This is a genomic window from Microbacterium sp. DMC48 (assembly GCF_056313825.1).
In genome coordinates, this window is the sequence record NZ_JBQUZN010000003.1 from 1,033,611 (window position 1) to 1,053,467 (window position 19,857).

General features: G+C 69.9%; 22 protein-coding genes. 14 read left to right on the forward strand and 8 right to left on the reverse strand.

Annotation, left to right across the window (positions count from 1 at the left end):
• Positions 1-4: 4 nt before the first annotated feature.
• From ACT53O_RS04695 to ACT53O_RS04705, 3 genes are all read left to right on the forward strand, one after another.
• Positions 5-496, forward strand: a complete 492-nt coding sequence (locus ACT53O_RS04695; RefSeq protein WP_476151478.1) for a MarR family winged helix-turn-helix transcriptional regulator — start codon at positions 5-7, stop codon at positions 494-496.
• Positions 497-739: 243 nt separating this feature from the next.
• Positions 740-2,287 (forward strand): acetaldehyde dehydrogenase ExaC, encoded by a 1,548-nt coding sequence (exaC, locus tag ACT53O_RS04700; RefSeq protein ID WP_036319523.1) that lies wholly within the window; start codon positions 740-742, stop codon positions 2,285-2,287.
• Between the two features lie 91 nt (positions 2,288-2,378).
• Positions 2,379-2,762 carry a DUF779 domain-containing protein gene (locus tag ACT53O_RS04705; protein WP_036319524.1) on the forward strand — a complete coding sequence of 128 codons (384 nt, stop codon included), beginning with the start codon at positions 2,379-2,381 and terminating at the stop codon, positions 2,760-2,762.
• A 58-nt stretch (positions 2,763-2,820) separates the two neighbouring features.
• Here ACT53O_RS04705 and ACT53O_RS04710 read toward each other — a convergent pair whose 3' ends face one another.
• Complete coding sequence (locus tag ACT53O_RS04710) at positions 2,821-3,189, reverse strand: VOC family protein (protein ID WP_036319525.1); 369 nt, start codon at positions 3,187-3,189, stop codon at positions 2,821-2,823.
• A 58-nt stretch (positions 3,190-3,247) separates the two neighbouring features.
• Here ACT53O_RS04710 and ACT53O_RS04715 point away from each other — a divergent pair, with 58 nt between their 5' ends.
• Positions 3,248-3,691 (forward strand): MarR family winged helix-turn-helix transcriptional regulator, encoded by a 444-nt coding sequence (locus ACT53O_RS04715; RefSeq protein WP_135949978.1) that lies wholly within the window; start codon positions 3,248-3,250, stop codon positions 3,689-3,691.
• On the opposite strand, the gene ACT53O_RS04720 is transcribed toward ACT53O_RS04715, so the two are convergent.
• From ACT53O_RS04720 to ACT53O_RS04735, 4 genes are read right to left on the reverse strand one after another with little or no spacing between them, the layout of a single operon-like run.
• Positions 3,688-4,293, reverse strand: a complete 606-nt coding sequence (locus tag ACT53O_RS04720) for a response regulator transcription factor (RefSeq protein ID WP_036319528.1) — start codon at positions 4,291-4,293, stop codon at positions 3,688-3,690. The genes ACT53O_RS04715 and ACT53O_RS04720 overlap by 4 nt on opposite strands.
• A complete protein-coding gene (locus ACT53O_RS04725) occupies positions 4,290-5,453 on the reverse strand; it encodes a sensor histidine kinase (protein WP_476151479.1) in 1,164 nt (387 codons plus the stop codon). Before ACT53O_RS04725 ends, ACT53O_RS04720 begins: the two co-directional genes overlap by 4 nt.
• A gap of 25 nt (positions 5,454-5,478) precedes the next feature.
• Complete coding sequence (locus ACT53O_RS04730) at positions 5,479-6,312, reverse strand: ABC transporter permease (protein ID WP_016463852.1); 834 nt, start codon at positions 6,310-6,312, stop codon at positions 5,479-5,481.
• Positions 6,309-7,214: an ABC transporter ATP-binding protein gene (locus ACT53O_RS04735; RefSeq protein ID WP_036319530.1), complete on the reverse strand. Its 906-nt coding sequence runs from the start codon at positions 7,212-7,214 to the stop codon at positions 6,309-6,311. Before ACT53O_RS04735 ends, ACT53O_RS04730 begins: the two co-directional genes overlap by 4 nt.
• A gap of 150 nt (positions 7,215-7,364) precedes the next feature.
• Here ACT53O_RS04735 and ACT53O_RS04740 point away from each other — a divergent pair, with 150 nt between their 5' ends.
• The 6 genes from ACT53O_RS04740 (at position 7,365) to ACT53O_RS04765 (ending at position 14,323) form a co-directional block, all read left to right on the forward strand.
• Positions 7,365-8,042, forward strand: a complete 678-nt coding sequence (locus tag ACT53O_RS04740; protein ID WP_036319531.1) for a response regulator transcription factor — start codon at positions 7,365-7,367, stop codon at positions 8,040-8,042.
• A 175-nt stretch (positions 8,043-8,217) separates the two neighbouring features.
• Positions 8,218-9,864 (forward strand): ABC transporter substrate-binding protein, encoded by a 1,647-nt coding sequence (locus tag ACT53O_RS04745; protein ID WP_288120406.1) that lies wholly within the window; start codon positions 8,218-8,220, stop codon positions 9,862-9,864.
• Between the two features lie 119 nt (positions 9,865-9,983).
• Positions 9,984-11,075: an ABC transporter permease gene (locus tag ACT53O_RS04750; RefSeq protein ID WP_036319533.1), complete on the forward strand. Its 1,092-nt coding sequence runs from the start codon at positions 9,984-9,986 to the stop codon at positions 11,073-11,075.
• Positions 11,076-11,089: 14 nt separating this feature from the next.
• Positions 11,090-12,094, forward strand: coding sequence for an ABC transporter permease (locus tag ACT53O_RS04755; protein WP_476151480.1), 1,005 nt, complete (start codon positions 11,090-11,092; stop codon positions 12,092-12,094).
• Positions 12,094-13,755, forward strand: coding sequence for a dipeptide ABC transporter ATP-binding protein (locus ACT53O_RS04760; RefSeq protein WP_039415167.1), 1,662 nt, complete (start codon positions 12,094-12,096; stop codon positions 13,753-13,755). Before ACT53O_RS04755 ends, ACT53O_RS04760 begins: the two co-directional genes overlap by 1 nt.
• Before the next feature lie 169 nt (positions 13,756-13,924).
• Positions 13,925-14,323, forward strand: coding sequence for a VOC family protein (locus ACT53O_RS04765; protein WP_378794303.1), 399 nt, complete (start codon positions 13,925-13,927; stop codon positions 14,321-14,323).
• 52 nt (positions 14,324-14,375) lie between these two features.
• Here ACT53O_RS04765 and ACT53O_RS04770 read toward each other — a convergent pair whose 3' ends face one another.
• Both ACT53O_RS04770 and ACT53O_RS04775 read right to left on the reverse strand, forming a co-directional pair.
• The gene (locus ACT53O_RS04770; protein WP_476151481.1) at positions 14,376-15,545 is read right to left on the reverse strand and encodes a hypothetical protein; all 1,170 of its coding nucleotides are present in this window, start codon (positions 15,543-15,545) and stop codon (positions 14,376-14,378) included.
• A gap of 25 nt (positions 15,546-15,570) precedes the next feature.
• Positions 15,571-17,136, reverse strand: a complete 1,566-nt coding sequence (locus tag ACT53O_RS04775; protein ID WP_476151482.1) for an MFS transporter — start codon at positions 17,134-17,136, stop codon at positions 15,571-15,573.
• 195 nt (positions 17,137-17,331) lie between these two features.
• Between ACT53O_RS04775 and rpsF the strand changes: the two genes are divergently transcribed.
• From rpsF to rplI, 4 genes are all read left to right on the forward strand, one after another.
• On the forward strand, positions 17,332-17,670 hold the full coding sequence (rpsF, locus tag ACT53O_RS04780; protein WP_036282987.1) for a 30S ribosomal protein S6: 339 nt from the start codon (positions 17,332-17,334) through the stop codon (positions 17,668-17,670).
• Positions 17,671-17,675: 5 nt separating this feature from the next.
• Positions 17,676-18,179: a single-stranded DNA-binding protein gene (locus tag ACT53O_RS04785; protein WP_036319539.1), complete on the forward strand. Its 504-nt coding sequence runs from the start codon at positions 17,676-17,678 to the stop codon at positions 18,177-18,179.
• Positions 18,180-18,280: 101 nt separating this feature from the next.
• Positions 18,281-18,535, forward strand: a complete 255-nt coding sequence (rpsR, locus tag ACT53O_RS04790; RefSeq protein ID WP_005054609.1) for a 30S ribosomal protein S18 — start codon at positions 18,281-18,283, stop codon at positions 18,533-18,535.
• 12 nt (positions 18,536-18,547) lie between these two features.
• Positions 18,548-19,000: a 50S ribosomal protein L9 gene (gene rplI / locus ACT53O_RS04795; RefSeq protein ID WP_036319540.1), complete on the forward strand. Its 453-nt coding sequence runs from the start codon at positions 18,548-18,550 to the stop codon at positions 18,998-19,000.
• A 165-nt stretch (positions 19,001-19,165) separates the two neighbouring features.
• On the opposite strand, the gene ACT53O_RS04800 is transcribed toward rplI, so the two are convergent.
• The coding region (locus tag ACT53O_RS04800; RefSeq protein WP_476151483.1) for a chaplin family protein at positions 19,166-19,857 on the reverse strand (692 nt) is incomplete at its 5' end.

Genomic DNA, 19,857 nt, shown 5'->3' on the forward strand with positions numbered 1-19,857 from the left:
GGGTGTGCAGGATCACGTCGATCTCATCCAGGAGCAGTGGCGCCGCGAACGCCCCGATCTCGATCCCTCTCCGCAGGGCGTGATCGGCCGCGTCCATCGCCTGGCCGCGGCGCTGACGGCCGAGCTGACCGCCGTCTACGCGCAGTTCGGGCTGAGCGAGGCGGAGTTCGACCTCCTGGCATCGCTTCGCCGCGCCGGTGCGCCGTACGAGCTGCCGGCGGGTGAACTGGCCGACCACACGATGGTCACCACCGGCGGACTCACGAAGCGGGTCGACCGTCTGATCGAGCGCGGCCTCGTCGTCCGCGCGGATGCCGAGGACGATCGCCGCCGGCGCCTCGTGCGCCTCACCCCCGAGGGCGTCGAGCTCATCGACCGCGCGTTCACGGCGCACCTCGCCAACGAGCACCGCCTGGTCGCGCTCCTTCCCGCGGGCGACGCCGCCGCCGTGCGCGACGCCTCCCGCCGCTGGCTCGCCGCCCTCGGCCACGACTGACCCCGGCATCCCGCCCCCGCCCCGCCCCCGCCCCCGCCGCCCACCCACGAGAAACCACGCGCACGCCGAGAAACACCCCACGCACTGGTTTCTCGGCTTGCAACGTGTGTCTCGCGGCGGATGCCACGCGGATGCCGCGGCTCCCGCCGCCCATGCAACGCGATGCAACGTTGCGGTGCGTACCGTCGGCGCATCCGAACGCGGCGGGGATGCCGCGGACCATGCACTGTCGAAGGAGACATCATGACCATCGTCGAAGAGGGCGTCTCGAGCGTCTACGCTGCTCCCGGCCAGCGCGGGGCCATCGCCGAGTACCGTCCGCGGTACGGCCACTACATCGGCGGCGAGTTCGTCGAACCGATCAAGGGGCAGTACTTCGAGAACATCACCCCGGTCACGGGCAAGCCGTTCACCGAGGTCGGCCGCGGTACCGCGGAAGACATCGACCGCGCCGTCGACGTCGCCTGGAAGGCGTTCGAGTCGTGGAAGAAGACCACCCCGGCCGACCGCGCGAACATCCTCAACAAGATCGCCGACCGCATCGAGGCGAACCTCGAGAAGATCGCCGTCGCCGAGACGTGGGAGAACGGCAAGCCGGTCCGTGAGACGCTCGCCGCCGACATCCCGCTGGCGATCGACCACTTCCGCTACTTCGCCGGTGTGCTCCGCGCCCAGGAGGGCACCCTCAGCCAGATCGACGAAGACACCGTCGCGTATCACTTCCACGAACCGCTGGGCGTCGTCGGCCAGATCATCCCGTGGAACTTCCCGCTGCTGATGGCCACGTGGAAGCTCGCCCCCGCGCTCGCCGCCGGCAACTGCGTCGTGCTGAAGCCGGCCGAGCAGACCCCGGCATCCATCCTGTTCCTCTTCGACATCATCGGCGACCTGCTGCCGGCCGGTGTCGTGAACATCGTCAACGGGTTCGGTATCGAGGCGGGCGCGCCGCTCGCCCAGCACAAGCGCATCCGCAAGGTCGCGTTCACGGGCGAGACCACGACGGGCCGGCTGATCATGCAGTACGCGTCGCAGAACCTCATCCCGGTGACGCTGGAGCTCGGCGGCAAGAGCGCGAACATCTTCTTCGAGGATGTCGCCCGCGACCGCGACGCCTACTACGACAAGGCCCTGGAGGGTTTCACCTTCTTCGCGCTGAACCAGGGCGAGGTCTGCACCTGCCCGTCGCGGGCGCTCATCCAGCGCTCGATCTACGACCAGTTCCTCGGCGACGGCCTCGAGCGCGTCGGCAAGATCATCCAGGGAAACCCCCTCGATCCCGCCACCATGATCGGTGCCCAGGCCTCGAACGACCAGCTCGAGAAGATCCTCAGCTACATCGAGATCGGCAAGGCCGAGGGCGCGAAGCTGCTCGCCGGCGGGGAGCGGGTGGACCTCGGCGGCGAGCTCAGCGGTGGCTACTACGTGGCACCGACGGTGTTCGAGGGACAGAACTCGATGCGCATCTTCCAGGAGGAGATCTTCGGTCCCGTCGTCTCGGTGACCAGCTTCGACGGCTTCGACGACGCCATCCACACCGCCAACGACACCCTCTACGGCCTGGGTGCGGGCGTGTGGAGCCGGTCGGCCGACACGATGTACCGCGCCGGTCGCAGCATCGAGGCCGGTCGCGTGTGGACGAACACCTATCACCAGTACCCGGCGCACGCCGCGTTCGGCGGGTACAAGCAGTCGGGCATCGGACGCGAGAACCACCTCAAGATGCTCGACCACTACCAGCAGACCAAGAACCTGCTCGTGTCCTACGCCGAAGGCGCGATGGGCTTCTTCTGAGTCGAGACACATCGGCGACACACGACCTGCCGCCCCAGACGCCCGTGCGTTTCGGGCGGCAGGTCGTGTATCGGCGGAGAACGGGACGGTCATGACCACCACACTCAGCAGGGTCGCGGTGACGGATGCCGCGGCATCCCTCCTGCGCCAGCTCACGGCGCAGCACGGCAAGCTCATGTTCCACCAGTCCGGCGGATGCTGCGACGGCAGCGCACCCATGTGCTACCCCGTCGGGATGTTCCTCACCGGGCCGTCGGACGTGAAACTCGGCGACCTCGACGTGGGGCTGGACGACCCCATCGAGGTCTTCATCTCCGCATCGCAGTTCGAGTACTGGAAGTACACGCACCTCACGATCGACGTCGTTCCGGGCCGCGGCGCGGGCTTCAGCGTCGAGGGGCCGACCGGCATGCGCTTCCTCATCCGCTCGCGGATGCTCGACGACGCCGAGCTCGACCACTTCGGCCTGCGCTGACGCCGGCATCCATACGGTCGGGCTCGCTCGCCCGCCCGCTCGCTCGCTCGCCCGTCCGTCAGGCGCGGTCGTGGAGCGTGATCCGGTACCCGTCCGGGTCGACGAACGTGAAGGTGCGGCCGAACGGGCCGTCGATCGGAGCGGCGACGATCTCGTGGCCGGCGGCGACCAAGGCGTCGTGGATCTGCTGCACGTCGGTCGCGTGCAGCCAGAGGGCGATGCCCGCTCCCGGCGGGGTCGCGCCCTCGCGGACGGCGTCATCGACGATGTCCCGCACGGCGAATGCGATGGGGGTCGTCGCGAAGACGACGGCGTGCGGGGGTCCTGCCGGTGAGCGCGTGAGCCCGAGGAACTGCTCGTAGAACGCCTGGGAGGCGGCGAGGTCGCGAACCTGCAGGGAAATGAAGTCGGGGCCGGTGGCGGGCATGAGTTGTTCCTTTCGTATGTCAGTTATCTGACACGCAAGTGTATGTCAGGATACTGACATGAGTCAACGCACGCCCGTCGTCGATCTACCGACCTCTGTCGGCTATCGCCTCAAAGAGGCAGCGAGCGCTCTGAGGAGCGCGATGGAAGACGTTCTCCGTCCGCTCGGGATGAGCGTCACCCATTACGCGTGTCTCGAACTGCTGGCACAGCGTCCCGGGCTGTCGAACTCGGATCTGGCCCGTGGCACCTTCGTCACCCGCCAGACCATGAACGTGCTGCTGCAGAAGCTCGAGCGTGATGGTGAGATCTCGCGGCCCGACACCCCCGCCTCCGGCAAGGTGCTCCCGGCGACGATCACCGATCGGGGCCGCACGGCGCTGTCCTCCGCCAGCACGGCCGTGCGATCGGTGGAGGATCGCATGTTGGACGGTCTCGACGACGGCGACCGCGACGAGGCGCTGCGGCTGCTCGGCGCGATGATCCGCTCTCTTCGCGGCTAGAGCCAGCCGTTCTCGTCGGCGACCCGCACGGCGTCGGCGCGGTTGCGGGCGCCGGTCTTGCCGATCGCGCTGGAGAGGTGGTTGCGCACCGTGCCCTCGCTCAGGTGCAGCATCTGCGCGATGTCGGCGATCGAGCCGCCCGTCCGGGCGACGGCGAGCACATCGGTCTCGCGGCCGGTCAGCGGCGACTCTCCTTGGGCCAGCGAGTCTGCGGCGAGGGCGGGATCGACGACCCGCAGCCCCTGCGCCACCCGTCGGACGGCGTCGGCGAGCTGCGCGGCGGGCGTGTCCTTCACGACGAAGCCGGACGCTCCCGCCCGCATCGCACGCGTCAGATACCCCGGCCGCCCGAAGGTGGTCACGATGAGCGTCCGGCACGTAGGCAGCGCATCGCGCAGCGCGGATGCCGCCGCGATCCCGTCCATCCCCGGCATCTCGATGTCGAGCAGCGCCACGTCGGCGGATGTGCGCACCGCGGCATCCACGACCTCGTCGCCGCGACCCACCTCGGCGACCACCTCGATGTCGGGCTCGAGACCGAGCAGGGCCGACAGGGCGCCGCGCACGAGTGCCTGATCGTCGGCGATGAGCAGGCGGATCACAGCGTCACCTTCAACAGGAATCCGCCCCACTCGCTGCGGCCGAGCATCAGACGCCCGCCGGCCGCCTCCACTCGTTCGCGCAACCCGATCAGTCCGCTGCCCGCCGTCCCCGCGCCGGATGCCGGTCCCACCCCGTCGTCCTCGATGCTCACGCTGCGGCTGCTGAGGCGCACGCGGCAGCGCGACGCGTGCGCGTGGCGGATCACGTTGGTCACGCCCTCGCGGACGATCCAGCCCGCCAGCTCACGCCGCTCTGCGGGCACGTTCTCGGTGGCGGTGGGCAGTTCGGCGGCGATGCCGGCGGCATCCAGCGCCTGCCGGGCGGCGGCCAGCTCGCCCGCCACCGTGATGCCGCGGTAGCCGGCGACCGTCGCGCGCACATCGGCCAAGGCGCCCCTCGCGAGGGCCTCGACCTCGGCGACTTCCGCCTTGGCCCGCGCGGCATCGACGTCGATCAGTCGGCCTGCCAGCTCGGTCTTCACCGTGATCACGGTGAGCGAGTGACCGAGGATGTCGTGAAGGTCGCGCGCGACGCGGCTGCGTTCGCGCTCGACGGCCATCTGCGCCATCTGATCCCGCGTGGCGCGCAGGGCGTTCATCGCGGCGATGTTGCGGCCGAACGCCGCCATCATCGCGGAGATCGAGACGATGATAGCCGGCAGGAACAGCACGCCTTCCGTCCACCCGTCCGAGATCACGCCCGTGACAAGGGCGGTCGCTCCCAGCACGAGCAGCAGCGTCCAGGTGGTGCGCAAGCGGACGACGGCCATGCCGATCGCAACGCCCACGTAGCTCCACACACCGCGGACATCCCACCCGATCCACGGGAAGAGGGTGAAGGAGAGGAGGAACAGCCAGGCCGCCGGCAGCAGTCGCAGCCGCGGCGGCAGAAGGCGCGACACAGGGATCGCCATCAGAAACGATGCCGCGAACAGCACCAGCAGGGCGATCACGACCGCGCTCGAGACCGCGGTGTCCGCGGCGGCGACGGCCTCGGTGGCCACGATGAACAGCCAGATGAGCGAGATCGAGCCGCCGACGTACCAGCCTCGGGCGGCGCGGGCGGTCAGCAGCTCGCGCGCCGTGGGTGTCGTCGACGAGGCGGGGACCGGGGGGATGTCCCACCCGGTCCCGCCGAGATCGTCTCGTGTCGCGCTCACGGACTTCACTGTAGGGCGCGCCGACTCAGACGCGCTTGGTGTCGCGGCGGAACGCCCACGTCGTGCCGGCGACGAACAGCACGAGCCAGACGAGCGCGTTGACCAGCCACATCGCGTCGAAGCTCTCGCCGGTCAGCGGCGAGCGGGCGAGCTCGCCGATGCCGTAGACCGGGGTGAACTTCGCGATGGTCTGCATGAAGTCGGGCATGCTGCTGAGCGGGTAGAACAGGCCCCCGAGGAACGACAAGAACACGACGACGAGGCTCGTCACCTGCGCGGCGTTCTCGCTCGGCATGAGGTAGCCGACGAACAGTCCGAGCGTCGTGAACACGGCGCTCGCGAGCACCCAGCCGACGAGCCCCGTGCCGATCCACTGACCGACGCTGAGCTGGATGCCGCTGATCGCGCCGGCTGCATATGTGGCGACGACCGCGAGAAGGCCCAGCACCATGCCCGCGATCATCTTGATGATGATGTTGACGAGGGGGTTCAGGGGCGTCAGGCGCAGCTGCCGGCTCCAGCCCTGCGTGCGTTCCAGGGCGACGGCAGCGCCGGTCTGCGTGGCCGACATCATGGCGCCGTACATCGCCATCGACACCATGATGTACGCCGCGACCGACACGCCGCCGTCGGCGACGGGCGTCGCCGTCAGCTGCTCATCGCGCAGACGCAGACCGATGATGACGTACATCACGACCGGGAACGCGATGGTGAAGAAGAGGGTGCGGCGATTGCGCAGGCGGCGCTTGAGCTCGATGCCGAGGTAGGTGAGGTTGAAGCCGCCGAGCGGCGGGACGCGCCGGTCGAGGGTGACGCGATCGGCGGACAGCGCCGACGGCGCGGAGGATGCGGTGCTCATGCGGAGGCTCCTTCGGAGGTGAGGGCGAGGAAGACGCTCTCGAGGTTCTGTGAGGTGATCTCGATGTCGCGGGCCGCCGTCTCGGTGAGGAGGTGGCGCGCGACGGCATCCGAGTCCTTCGTGTGGATGCTGATGCGGTCGCCGGCGAACTCGACGTCGTCGACGCCGGCGAGTGCGGCCAGGCGCGCGGGGTCGGCGCCCGGGAGGGTGGCGCGCACGATGCGGCCGGAGACCAGATTCTTGATCTCGGCGGTGGAGCCGTCGGCGACGATGCGGCCTCGGCTCATGAGCACGATGCGGTCGGCGTACTCGTCGGCCTCGTCGAGGTAGTGCGTGGCGAAGAGCACGGTGCGTCCGCGCGCGGCGTCGGCGCGGATCGCGCTCCAGAACGCGCGGCGGCCCTCGACGTCCATCCCGGTGGTGGGCTCGTCGAGAATCAGCAGACCCGGGTCGCTCAGCAGCGCCATCGCGAAGCGCAGCCGCTGCTGCTGACCGCCGGAGCACATCCCGACGCGCCGGTTCGCGATCTCGCTGATGCCGGCGCGCTGCATGACCTCCTCCACCGGGCGGGTGTCGGCGAACAGGCTCGCCGTGAGCGCGAGCGTCTCGCTGACGGTGATGTCCTTCAGCAGCCCGCCGGTCTGCAGCACCGCGGAGACGAGCCCGTGCGAGATGGCCGCGCGAGGGCTCTCGCCGAAGACGCGGACAGCGCCGACGTCGGGGTCGGAGAGCCCCAGCAGCATGTCGATCGTGGTGGTCTTGCCGGCGCCGTTCGGGCCGAGGAAGGCGACGATCTCGCCCGGGCGCACCCGCAGATCGACGCTCTCCACCGCTCGGACACTGCCGAAGCTCTTGCGCAGGCCCGCGGCATCCACCGCGAGCAGTCCCTGGTTCTCATCCATGTCTCCGACTCTGCCCGCGCGCCGGCCCGTGCACCGCACACGGCCGTCACGACTGCGCCATGACATTCGTCACGGCCGAAAACTCGTCGGCGTACTCGCGTGACGAATCGTCGGTTTCGCACTCTCTTCGAAGGGACGCAAGGAGGAGACATGACCGCTTCAGCGGGTGCGGCGCTGCGGCGCGTGACGATCGTCGACCCATCGAGCGCTCGCAGGGCGCACGCGCGCGAGCTGCTGGCGGGTCGCCTGGGTATGCGGGTGGTCGCCGAAGCCGCCACCGTCGGCGAGGTCGTGGCGCGCCGCCCGGCGGGCACGCACCCGTCGCAGGTGCTGTTCCTCGTCGTCACCGACCGCGTCGAGACCGACCTGTCGGCTCTTGCCGCCTGTCGACGAGCCGGAATGCGCGTGGTCGCCCTCACCGCCGACGCCCCCGATCACGTCGTCCGGACGTTGATGGATGCCGGGGTGGAGGGCATCGTGTCCTCGCGGGAGTCCGAGGGTGTCGTGCTGGCGGTCGTCGATGCGGTGCGGCGGGGTGCGCGCGCCTGGTCGCCGCGCACGCGCGCGAAGCTCGACGCGCTCGCGGTGCGCCCCGCCCTCAGCGTGCAGGAGTCGCGTCTGATGGTGCTCTATGCCTCCGGTCTCACGATCAGCGAGGTCGCCGATCGCCTCGGCGTGCGCGGCGACACCGCCCGCAAATACCTCAACCGGGTGAAGGCCAAGTACGCCGCCGTCGGTCGTCCCGTGCGCACCAAGACAGAGCTCTCCCAGGCCGCGCGCGACGACGGTCTGCTCCCGCCCGGCCCGCCGCCCGCGCGGGACCTCTGACCGTCGCGGTCGGTGTCGGCCGGCGAAACCCCGCGTCACGCGCAGTGGTGCCGGGTTTCATTCCTGTTACAAAAAGCGCGATCACGAGGCAGATCGGCGATGTGCACGACAGGATAGCGACCTGAGTCCCGCCTGCCTGGCGGGGCCTACCGACATACAGCAGAGGTACTCACACATGGCACTGCACTTCAGTTCGCCGGGCTCCGCCCGCGCACGCACCGCGCTGGCAGCGGGCGCGCTCGCCGTCTCCGCGCTGCTCCTCGCCGGCTGCGCCGGCGGCGGCAACACGGGCGGATCGACCGACGGCGCGGCATCCGGCCCCATCATCATCGGCACGACCGACAAGGTCACCACGCTCGACCCGGCCGGTTCGTACGACAACGGCTCGCTCGCCGTGCAGACCCAGGTCTTCCCGTACCTGGTGAACACCGACTACAACTCCAACAAGGTCGTTCCCGACCTGGCCGAGTCGGCCGAGTTCACCGCGCCCAACGAGTACACGGTGAAGCTGCCGGCGGGCCTGAAGTGGGCCAACGGCCACGACCTGACCTCGTCCGACGTGAAGTTCTCGTTCGACCGCAACCTGAAGATCGCCGACCCCAACGGTGCATCGAGCCTGCTGTACAACCTCGACAGCGTCTCGACCCCCGATGACACGACCGTCGTCTTCAAGCTGAAGACCGACAACGACCAGGTCTTCCCCTTCATCCTCACGTCCTTCCCGGGCGCGATCGTCGATGAGGAGGTCTTCTCGGCCGACGCCGTCACGCCCGACCAGGACATCGTGAAGGCCGACGCCTTCGGCGGCCCCTACTCGATCACGAAGTGGGACTTCAACAAGACGGTCGAGTTCACGCCCAACAAGAACTACAAGGGTCTGCTCGCCGCGCCCAGCAACTCGGGCGCTGTGCTCAGCTACTTCGCCGAGTCGTCGAACCTGAAGCTCGCCGTCCAGCAGGGCGACGTCGACGTGGCCTACCGCAGCCTGTCGTCGACCGACGTGGCCGACCTGTCGGGCAACGACAAGGTCAAGGTCGTCGAGGGGCCGGGCGGCGAGATCCGCTACATCGTCTTCAACTTCAACACGCAGCCGTACGGTGCGACGACCGCAGAGGCCGACCCGGCCAAGGCGCTCGCCGTCCGTCAGGCGGTGGCCGATCTGATCGACCGCAAGACGATCTCCGACCAGGTCTACAAGGGCACCTACACCCCGCTCTACTCGTACGTCCCGGCCGGGTTCGCCGGGGCGACCGACGCCCTGAAGGGTCTCTACGGCGACGGCAACGGAGGCCCCAGCGCCGACAAGGCGAAGGCGGCGCTGGCCGCGGCCGGTGTGACGACGCCCGTCGCGCTGAGCCTGCAGTACAGCCCCGACCACTACGGCCCGTCGTCGGGTGACGAATACGCGCTGGTCAAGCAGCAGCTCGAGAAGGACGGCCTCTTCACGGTCAACCTGCAGTCGACCGAGTGGGTGCAGTACTCCAAGGACCGCACCGCCGACGTCTACCCGGCCTACCAGCTCGGCTGGTTCCCGGACTACTCCGACGCCGACAACTACCTGACGCCGTTCTTCCTGGAGAAGAACTTCCTGGGCAACCACTACGTCAACCAGGAGGTCAACGACCTGATCCTCAAGCAGGCCGTCGAAACGGATGCCGCCACCCGCACGTCCGACATCGAGAAGATCCAGGACCTCGTGGCCAAGGACCTCTCGACGGTGCCGCTGCTGCAGGGCGCTCAGGTCGCGGTGACCGGTGCCGACGTGAAGGGCGTCACGCTCGACGCGTCGTTCAAGCTGCGTTTCGCACCGATCACGAAGTAACGCGCCCGGGCGCTTCGACGCGTCGCTGCGCTCCTCGCTCAACGACCGGGGGATCTCACTCCCGGTCGTTGAGCGAGCGCAGCGCGTCGCACCGCCGATCATCCGTAGAGTAGGCATCCATGACCAGCACCGTCGCGGCATCCTCCGTCGCCGAGCCGCCTCCCGCGCTGGAGGTCCGAAAGACCGGATCCGGTTCCGCGCTCGGCAGGTACATCCTCATCCGGTTCCTGCTGATCTTCCCGACCGTGCTGATCCTCGTGACGCTGGTCTTCTTCCTCATCCGCCTCACCGGCGACCCGATCACCGCCGCTCTCGGCGGGCGGCTGCCGGCCGATCAGCTCGCCGAGCGCATCCACGAGGCCGGCTACGACCGGCCGATCATCGTGCAGTACATCGAGTACCTCGGCCGCATCTTCACCTTCGACTTCGGCACGACCATCACCGACAACCAGCCGGTCGTGCAGGTCATCGCCACCTACGGCACCGCGACCCTCGAGCTGGTGCTGTACTCGCTCGTGGTCGCCTTCATCGTCGGCATCCCGCTCGGCCTGGTCGCCGCGGCGCTGCGCGACCGCTGGCCCGACGCGGTGCTGCGCGTGAGCGCCATCCTCTTCTACGCGACGCCGGTGTTCTTCGCGGGCCTGGTCGCCAAGCTCGTCTTCGGGGTCTGGCTCGGCTGGCTCCCGATCTCGGGGCGCGCGAGCGTGCGCACCGAGCTGGCCATCGGCCGCAACGGCGGCACCGGCATCTACCTCATCGACGCCATCGCCTCCGGAAACCCCGCCTACGTGCAGGACGTGCTGCTGCACGCGGTGCTGCCCGCGCTGACGCTGGGTCTGCTCACCGCCGGCATCTTCCTGCGACTGGTGCGCACGAACGTCATCGGCACCTTCAACATGCCCTACATCGATGCCGCCCGCTCGCGCGGTGTGCGGGAGGGACGCCTGGTGCGCACGCACGCATACAAGCCCGCGCTCATCCCGATCATCACGGTCATCGGCCTGCAGATCGCGCTCATGCTCGGCGGCGCGGTGCTCACCGAGACGACCTTCGAGTGGAAGGGTCTCGGCTTCCAGCTGGCCGCGTATCTGGGTTCGCGCGACTTCGTCGCCGTGCAGGGGATCGTCGCGATGATCGCCATCATCGTCGCGGTGACGAACTTCGCCGTCGACATCATCGCCGCGCTCATCGACCCGCGGGTCCGGTACTGAGGAGGGATGCGAACATGACGATGTCTCGCCTCATCGACCGCATGCCGGTCGTCCACCAGCTGCGCCAGAGCGTCGGCCTGCAGCGCGGCATGCTCGTCGCGGGCCTCGTGCTGACCGGCATCTTCGTGTTCTGCGCGATCTTCGCGCCGCTCATCGCCCCCTACGGCTACGCGCAGCTGGACGGGCCCGACGGCAACTTCGGCGCGCAGCAGCCGCCCAGCGCAGCGCATCTGCTGGGCACGACGGTCGGCGGCTACGACGTGCTCTCCCGGGTGATCTGGGGTGCGCAGACCGCGCTGTACGTCGTGATCGTCGCGATCGCGCTGTCGGTGTTCATCGGCATTCTGCTGGGTCTGGTCTCGGGCTATCTCGGCGGGTGGGTCGACCGCACGCTCGTGGTCGTCGCCGATGCGATCTACGCGTTCCCGACGCTGCTGCTGGCGATCGTGGTGGCCATCGCGATCAGCGGGGGCCAGTCCGGACTGTGGCCGGGAATCCTGGCGGCGGCGGCATCCATCACCGTCGTCTTCATTCCGCAGTACTTCCGCGTCGTCCGCGCCGAGGTCGTGCGCATCAAGGGTGAGGCGTTCGTCGAGTCGGCGAAGGTGATCGGCGCGTCGACGCCGCGCATCATGTTCCGTCACGTGCTGCGCAACTCCACGCGCACGTTGCCGCTGATCGTGACCCTCAACGCGTCGGAGGCCATCTCGACCCTCGCCGCGCTGGGCTTCCTCGGCTTCGGCATCCAACCCACGGCCGCAGCCGAATGGGGCTACGACCTCAACAAGTCCATCAGTGACGTCGCCGCGGGCATCTGGTGGACCGCGATCCCGCCGGGCATCGCGATCGTGCTGACGGTGCTGGGCATCACCCTCATCGGCGAGAGCCTCAACGACCTCGCCGACCCGCGCCTGCGCGCGCGGCGACGGGCCGGCTCGGCGAAGACGGCACCGACTCCGGCGGATGCCGTCGCGGCGAGCGAGCCGGCCTCGCGCGAGTTCATGGGAGAGGTGGAGTGATGGCGGCGACGTCTTCCGACGCACGGGCGGTCGACATCCGCGACCTGGATGTCACCTTCGCCACCGACGGCGGCGACGTGCACGCGGTGCGAGGGGTGAGCCTCGACGTGCGCCCGGGCGAGGTGCTGGCGATCGTCGGCGAGTCGGGCAGCGGCAAGACCGTCACCGCGCGCAGCATTCTGGGCCTGCTGCCCGAGACCGCCCTCACCCAGGGCGCGGTCGTGCTCGACGGCACCGATGTCATCGGCCTCGACCGCGAGGCGATGCGCCGGGTGCGGGGCACGAAGGCCGCGATGATCTTCCAGGAGCCCTCAACGGCCCTCAATCCCGTCTTCACCGTGGGGTGGCAGCTGGCGGAGGGCTTGCGCGCCCACGGCAGGTACACCAAGAAGCAGGCGCGTGCGCGGGCGATCGAGATGCTCGGTCGCGTCGGCATTCCCGAGCCCGAGCGGCGCGTCGACGACTACCCGCACCAGTTCTCCGGCGGGCAGAAGCAGCGCATCGTCATCGCCACGGCGCTGGCGCTCGATCCGACCGTGATCATCGCGGACGAGCCGACCACGGCGCTCGATGTCACGGTGCAGGCCGAGATCCTCGACCTGCTGCGGCGCCTGCGCGACGAAGACGGAACGGCGATCGTGCTGATCACGCACAACATGGGCGTCGTGGCCGACCTCGCCGACCGGGTGGCGGTCATGCTGAACGGCGAGGTCGTCGAGACCGCGCCGGCCCCGGAGCTGTTCGCCGCGCCTCGCGACGACTACACGAAGCGCCTGCTCGCCGCCGTGCCGCGGCTGGAGATCATCGACCGCCAGCTGCCGGCGGGCGCCGCCGAGGCGGTGCCGGTCGTCGCGGCATCCGACCTCGTCATCGAGTACGCGGGGCGCCTGCGTCGTGCCGGGTTCCGCGCCGTCGACCGGGTCAGCTTCTCGATCGCGCCCGGCGAGGTCGTGGGCCTGGTCGGCGAGAGCGGTTCGGGAAAGACCACGATCGGCCGCGCGATCGCGGGGCTCACGCCGGTGACCGGCGGCTCGCTGCGGGTGCTCGGCGTCGAGATGAACGGGGTCAAGGAGCGTACGTTCCGGCCCCACCGCAAGGACCTCGGGTTCGTGTTCCAGGATCCGGCGACGAGTTTCAACCCGCTGCTGACGATCGCCCAGAACGTCGCCGAGCCGTTGATCGTGCACGGCGGGGCTCGGGATGCCGCGGATGCCCGCGACCGCGTCGACGAGCTGCTCGAGGCCGTGCAGCTGCCGAAGGCGTTCGGCGACCGCTTCCCGCACGAGCTGTCGGGCGGGCAGCGCCAGCGGGCCTCGCTGGCCCGCGGTCTCGCGCTCGATCCGAAGCTGCTCATCGCCGACGAGCCCACCAGCGCGCTCGACGTGTCGGTGCAGGCGCGCGTGCTCGAGCTGTTCGGCGAGCTGCAGGAGCGGTTCGGCTTCGCGACCCTCTTCATCACGCACGATCTCGCGGTCGTCGACATGCTCGCCCACCGCGTCGTCGTGCTGCACAAGGGCACCATCGCCGAGACCGGGCCGACCGCGCGCGTGCTCGGCGACCCGCAGGACGACTACACCCGCACGCTCATCGCCTCGCTGCCGGTGCCCGATCCCGCTGAGCAGGCCGCCCGCCGCGAGGCCTGGCGCGCCGCCCGCGGCTGAAGCCGCGGCATCCGCGGCCGCGGCCCCGCCCCCGGTCCCGCGTGGCGTGCGTAACTCCGCCTGGATGGCGTCGGCGCGGGCGTGCGGCGCGGACGCGCGCGGTTCAGGCGGAGTTGTGCACGCGGGGCGCTCGAGAGTGAGTGTCTCCGGCCTGCCATAACCTGACGCGATGACAGCAACCCTCGGATTCATCGGCATCGTCGTGCGGGACATGGCGGCATCCCTCGCGTTCTACCGTGCGCTGGGCGTGCCGATCGCCGACGATCAGGACGACGCTCCGCACGTCGACGCGACCATCGACGGCGGCGTCGCTCTGGCGTGGGACACGGTGGAGACGATCCGCAGTTTCGACCCCGACTACCAGCCGGCGTCCGGCGGACACCGCATCGCGCTCGCGTTCGTCAAGGACAGTCCGGCAGAGGTGGATGCCGCGTATGCCACCCTCGTCGCCGCGGGCCACGAGGGTCACGTTCCGCCGTTCGACGCGTTCTGGGGTCAGCGCTACGCGACGGTGCTCGACCCCGACGGCAACGCCGTCGACCTGTTCGCGCCGCTGCCGGCAGCCTGAACCGGTCGTCGCGCGGCCTCCGGCGCGCACCGTTTCACGTGCAACGGCGGTCTCAGTTCGACAGGTTCTCGATGATCGAGGCGAACACGCCCAGCGGGCCGAACAGCATCAGCAGCAGCGCCGCGCCGATCACGACGATCGCGGCCCATGGCACGCGCCGCCGCAGTCGTCTGCCCTCCGGCGCGACGCCGGGCGGTGGACCCAGGGATGCCGCGGGCGCCGCGAACGGCAGTGCCGCCGATCCCGCCGCGTCACGCGCGGGGACGGCCGCGCCGGTCGCCGGTGCCGCGAGGCGGTCGTCGCGCCAGCGCTCCCACTGGGCGAGCTTGTCGAGCAGGGCCGCCACCACGGAGAACAGCCAGGCCCAGGTGGCCGGGTCGAGCGTGGACGCCTCGCGCGGCGTGTAGAGGAAGAGCCAGTCGTCGACGATCTCGATGTCGAGGGCGGCGGCGTGGTCGACGAACCGCGCCATGATGTCGGGCGTGAAGAGGTAGAGCGCGTCGGCCTCGTAGCCGGACGGGCAGTAGAGCGTGAAGGTGCGGTCGAAGTCGCCCTCCAGACTGAGCCGCTGCGACCCGTCGAGCGCGGCCGGCAGGTTGGAGCCGAACAGGCTGTTGTTGCCGACGGCATCCAGCACGATGTTCGGCAGCGGGGTTGACAGCTTGACGGCGACGTAGCCCCACCGATGCGTCGACTCGTTCTTGCCCGAGCCCGTGCGGTACACATAGTTGCCGAACTCGACGAAGCGCGGCTTCTCGCCGCGGACCACGTCGCTCGCGATGCGCCCGTGTCCGATGCCGAACACCATTCCCGGCAGCGGTGGGTTCGACACCGACGGGTACCAGGTCATCGCGTTGGCCCGCGCGAAGCGGTCGAGGCGCCACCACCGCTCCCCCGTGCGGGCGCCGAACATGCGCACCAGCGCGGTCGCGAGCACCGCGACCACACCGACGAGCACGAGGATCGGCGCGATCAGGAAGGGCGAGAACCCGCCCCCGGATGCCGTCATCATGCCGCCCACGACACCGATCACCGTCGACCCGAAGACGAAGAGCACGGCCACGACGGCCAGCACGGCGAAGACGGCCCGCGACGCGATGTTCGACGCCGGTGCCCGTCCACTCGCGCGCAGGTCGCGCACGTAGGCGCGCACGGTCGCCCGATCGGCAGGCTCGATGAGCGGTCGCGCGTCGAAGGCTGAGGATGCCGCGGGCGTGCTCATATCGCCACGCTACCCGGGCGAGCTTTCAGGGCGCCGTCAGCGCGTCCTCGTCGCGATAACGGCCTCGCAACTCTTTCTCGACGGCGACCCCTGGAAGGCCCACGGTCACCACGATCAGTCCCAACACGAGCGCGACGGCGCCGACGAGGTACGCCGCCCAGGCGCCGTCGACGAAACTCAACCGCGCCGCCTCGAGGATCTGCGCCGCGTAGGCGGGGTTGTTGGCGGCCACGTGGGCGGCCGACGCGTACGACGCCTGCAGGGCCCGGGTGATGTCGTCGGAGAGCGATGCGGCTTCGGGAGAGGCGGCGATGAGCCCGGCGAACACGTGCGAGAACCCGCCGGCGAGCACGGCACCGAGCAGCGCCTGCATCACGGCGCCGCCGAGGTCGGTCTGCAGGTCGCTGGTCGCCGAGGCCATGCCCGCGCGGCGCACCGGGGTGCTGCTGGTCAGGGAGCGGGATGCCGCGGTCATCACGAACGACGCACCCCCGCCGACCAGGGCGAACGCGAGCGCGACGATCACCGGCGGTGTGGTCTCGTTCCACGCGAGCATCGTGCCGAAGGCGGCGATGAGCACGACGTAGCCGACGATCATCGCCATCCGCGTGCCGCGTTCGACGAGCATCGCGGCCAGCGGGGCGCAGACGAGCAGCGCGATCGCGGCGGGGATGAGTGCGATGCCTGCCTGCAGGGCGTCGTAGCCGAGGATGTTCTGCAGGTACTGCTGACCGACGAACATCGCCCCCACGAGCGCGCCGAAGGCGAGGGTGCCTGCGACGGCCGGCACCCAGAACAGGCGCCGCCGCGCGATGGACAGATCGTAGAGGGGCGCGGCGACCCGCAGCTGGCGCGCCGCGAAGGCGGCGATCAGCACCGCCGCCGCGACCAGCAGGCCCACCCCCGCACCCGTCTCCCCCGGGGCGAAGACGACGCCGAGACCGAGCACCAGCGCGGCCACGGCGACGACCGACAGGATGCCGCCGAGATGATCGACCGGCTCGTCGGACTCCCCCACGCCCCGCGGAATCGACCGTGCGGCGATGAGCAGCGCCACGACGGCGACCGGCACGGGCAGCAGCAGGGCGATGCGCCAGCCGAACGCGACGACGAGTGCGCCCGAGATCACCGAGCCGGCGACCGTCGCCACCGCCCCGGTGGCCGTCCACAGGGCGATCGCGCGCACGCGTGCCGGGCCCTCCGCCCAGAGGGCGGTGATCAGGGCGAGCGTCGTCGGAAAGGCGCAGCCCGCAGCGATGCCGGTGAGCACGCGCGCGCCCATGAGGAACTCGATCGTCGGGGCGAGGCTTGCCGCGGTGCCGGCGATCAGCAGACCGATCAGTCCGATGCACAGCAGGCGCACCCGGCCGTAGCGGTCGCCGAGGGCGCCGGCGTACAGCACGGTCATCGCGAGCCCCAGCCCCGTGCCGAGGGCGACGAGGTTGAGCGTCGTCTGCGGGGCGTCGAAGGTCCCCGCGATGTCGGGCAGGGCGACGCTGGCTCCGCCGGTGGTCAGATTGCAGACCGCGGCCGCCATCAGCAGCGCGGTCAGGACCGCGCCCGTGCGCGCGGGAACGTGCGTGCCCGGCATCCACCGTCCTTCCGTCGCCCCCGTCGTCCATGAGCGTAGCGGTCGTCGGGTAGACTGTTGTGGTTGCCCGTCTGCGTTCCGTCGCGGAACAGAGTTCGGGCACGTGCATCAACCCTCCTGATGCCGGGAAATGCCCGGCATCCGTTCTAGTCCGAAGGAGGTGGGTTAGTGACGCACTCACACCAGTACGAGCTCATGGTCATCCTCGACCCCGAGATCGACGAGCGTCAGGTCGCCCCCAAGCTCGACGGGTTCCTCAAGGTGATCACCGCAGACGGTGGCTCCATCGAGAACGTCGACGTCTGGGGCAAGCGTCGCCTGGCGTACGAGATCCAGAAGAAGAACGAGGGCATCTACGCCGTCGTCAACTTCACCGCCACGAGCGAGGCCACGCAGGAGCTCGACCGTCAGCTCAAGCTGAACGAGCAGATCATGCGTACCAAGGTCCTGCGTGCCGAGGAGGCGATCGCTCAGGTCGCCGCCGAGAAGGAGCGCGCCGAGGCCAAGGCCGCCCGCAAGGCAGCGAAGGCGTAAGGACGATGGCCGGCGAGACCGTCATCACCGTCGTGGGAAACCTCACGGCAGACCCCGAGCTGCGCTACACGCAGAACGGCCTGCCCGTCGCGAACTTCACCATCGCGTCGACGCCGCGCAACTTCGACCGTCAGGCCAACGAGTGGAAGGACGGCGAAGCGCTGTTCCTCCGCGCGTCGGTGTGGCGCGAGTTCGCCGAGCACGTCGCCGGTTCGCTGACGAAGGGTTCCCGTGTCATCGCGACCGGTCGGTTGAAGCAGCGTTCCTACCAGGACCGTGAGGGCAACAACCGGACCGCGATCGAGCTGGAGGTCGACGAGATCGGCCCCTCGCTGCGGTATGCCACGGCTCAGGTCACGCGTGCCGCCTCCGGCGGAGGCAACTACGGGGGCGGCCAGCAGTCGCGCCCGCAGCAGGTGCAGCAGGAAGAGCCGTGGGCGACCCCGGGCTCTGCCGCACCCGACGCCTGGAGCGCACCCGGCGCCTACGGCGACGACACTCCTTTCTGATCGTCGCAGCCGGGGGTTGAGCGAGGCCCGCAGGGCCGAGTCGAAACCCTCACGCAGAAAATCTTGGATGCCTCGGCATCCGCTCACATCTAAGGAAAACAATGGCTGGAAAGGCTACCGGCGATCGCCGTAAGCCGCGGAAGGGCGCGAAGAACGCCGCTCCCGCGAAGGCGATCCGCGTCGGCGTCATCGACTACAAGGACGTCGCAACGCTTCGCAAGTTCATCTCGGAGCGCGGCAAGATCCGCGCCCGTCGTATCACCGGTGTCTCGGTGCAGGAGCAGCGTCTGATCGCGAAGGCGATCAAGAACGCCCGCGAAATGGCGCTCCTGCCTTACGCCGGCGCTGGCCGCTAAGGAGCACCCATCATGGCAAAGCTGATTCTCACGAACGAGGTTGCCGGGCTCGGAAGCGCCGGCGACGTCATCGAGGTCAAGAACGGGTACGCCCGTAACTACCTCATCCCTCAGGGCTTCGCTGTGGCGTGGACCCGCGGTGGCGAGAAGCAGGTGGCGTCGATCCGCGCCGCCCGCGACGCGCGTGCGATCCACGACCACGAAGAGGCCGTCGCGCTCAAGGACACCCTCGAGTCGAACAAGGTCAAGCTGTCGGTCAAGGCCGGCAAGGAAGGCCGCCTGTTCGGTTCGGTGAAGACCGCCGACGTGGCCGACGCGGTCAAGGCTGCCGGTTTCGGTGACCTCGACAAGCGCAAGATCCACATCACCGCGCCCATCAAGGCCGTCGGTGAGCACGAGGCGACCGTGCGTCTGCGCGACGACCTCACCGCTGTGATCACCCTCCAGGTGGTCGCCGCCAAGTAACACCCGCCGGGTTTCCCGGTCGTTGAGCGAGGCGCGCAGCGCCTCGTCGAAACGCCGCACGGATGCCGTGACCTCCCCCAAGGTGAGGTCACGGCATCCGTCGTTTACGCCCTGACGGTGCGGGGGCCGGCGCCAGGCACGGTCGCCGGCCCCCGCCGCCGGGGGTCATTCGGTGCGGCTGCGGCGGCGTGCGGTGAGCATCACCCCCAGCGCGAGGGCGAGCAGCCCGCCGACCAGCGGCAACATGTCGAGCACGCCGCCGGTGACGGCGAGCGTCTTCACCGGACCGCTGGCGGCGACCATTCCGGTGATCGGAGTGCCGCCGGTGGTCGGCGTGCCGGGGTTGCCCGGGTTGCCGGGGTTACCCGGGTTGCCGGGGTTTCCGGGGTTTCCGGGGTTGCCCGGGTTGCCGGGGTTGCCGGTGGTCGGCCCCGTCGTGGTGGCGTCGCCGACGACCGCGACGGCGTTGCCGCCGAGCGTGATCGGCGCGGTGATCGGCAGGCCCAGCTGCGTGCCCCCGAGGATGCTGCCCAGTCCGCTGGTGGTCGACCCGCCGGTCGTGGTGCCGGAGGCGGTGGCCGGGGCCGTGGTGGTGGCGTTGGTGCTGTCGGCGTCGCCGAGGACCGAGATGGCGTTGCCGCCGGCGGTGATCGGTGCGGTGATCGGGGCGAGCACCTGGGTGCCGCCGAGGATGCCGTCCGTGCCGTCGGTGGTGGCGCCTGCGGTGGAGCCGCTGCCGGTGCCGCCGCTGGTGGCGGCCGGGGCCGTGGTGGTGGCCTTGGTGCTGTCGGCGTCGCCGAGGACCGAGATGGCGTTGCCGCCGGCGGTGATCGGTGCGGTGATCGGGGCGAGCACCT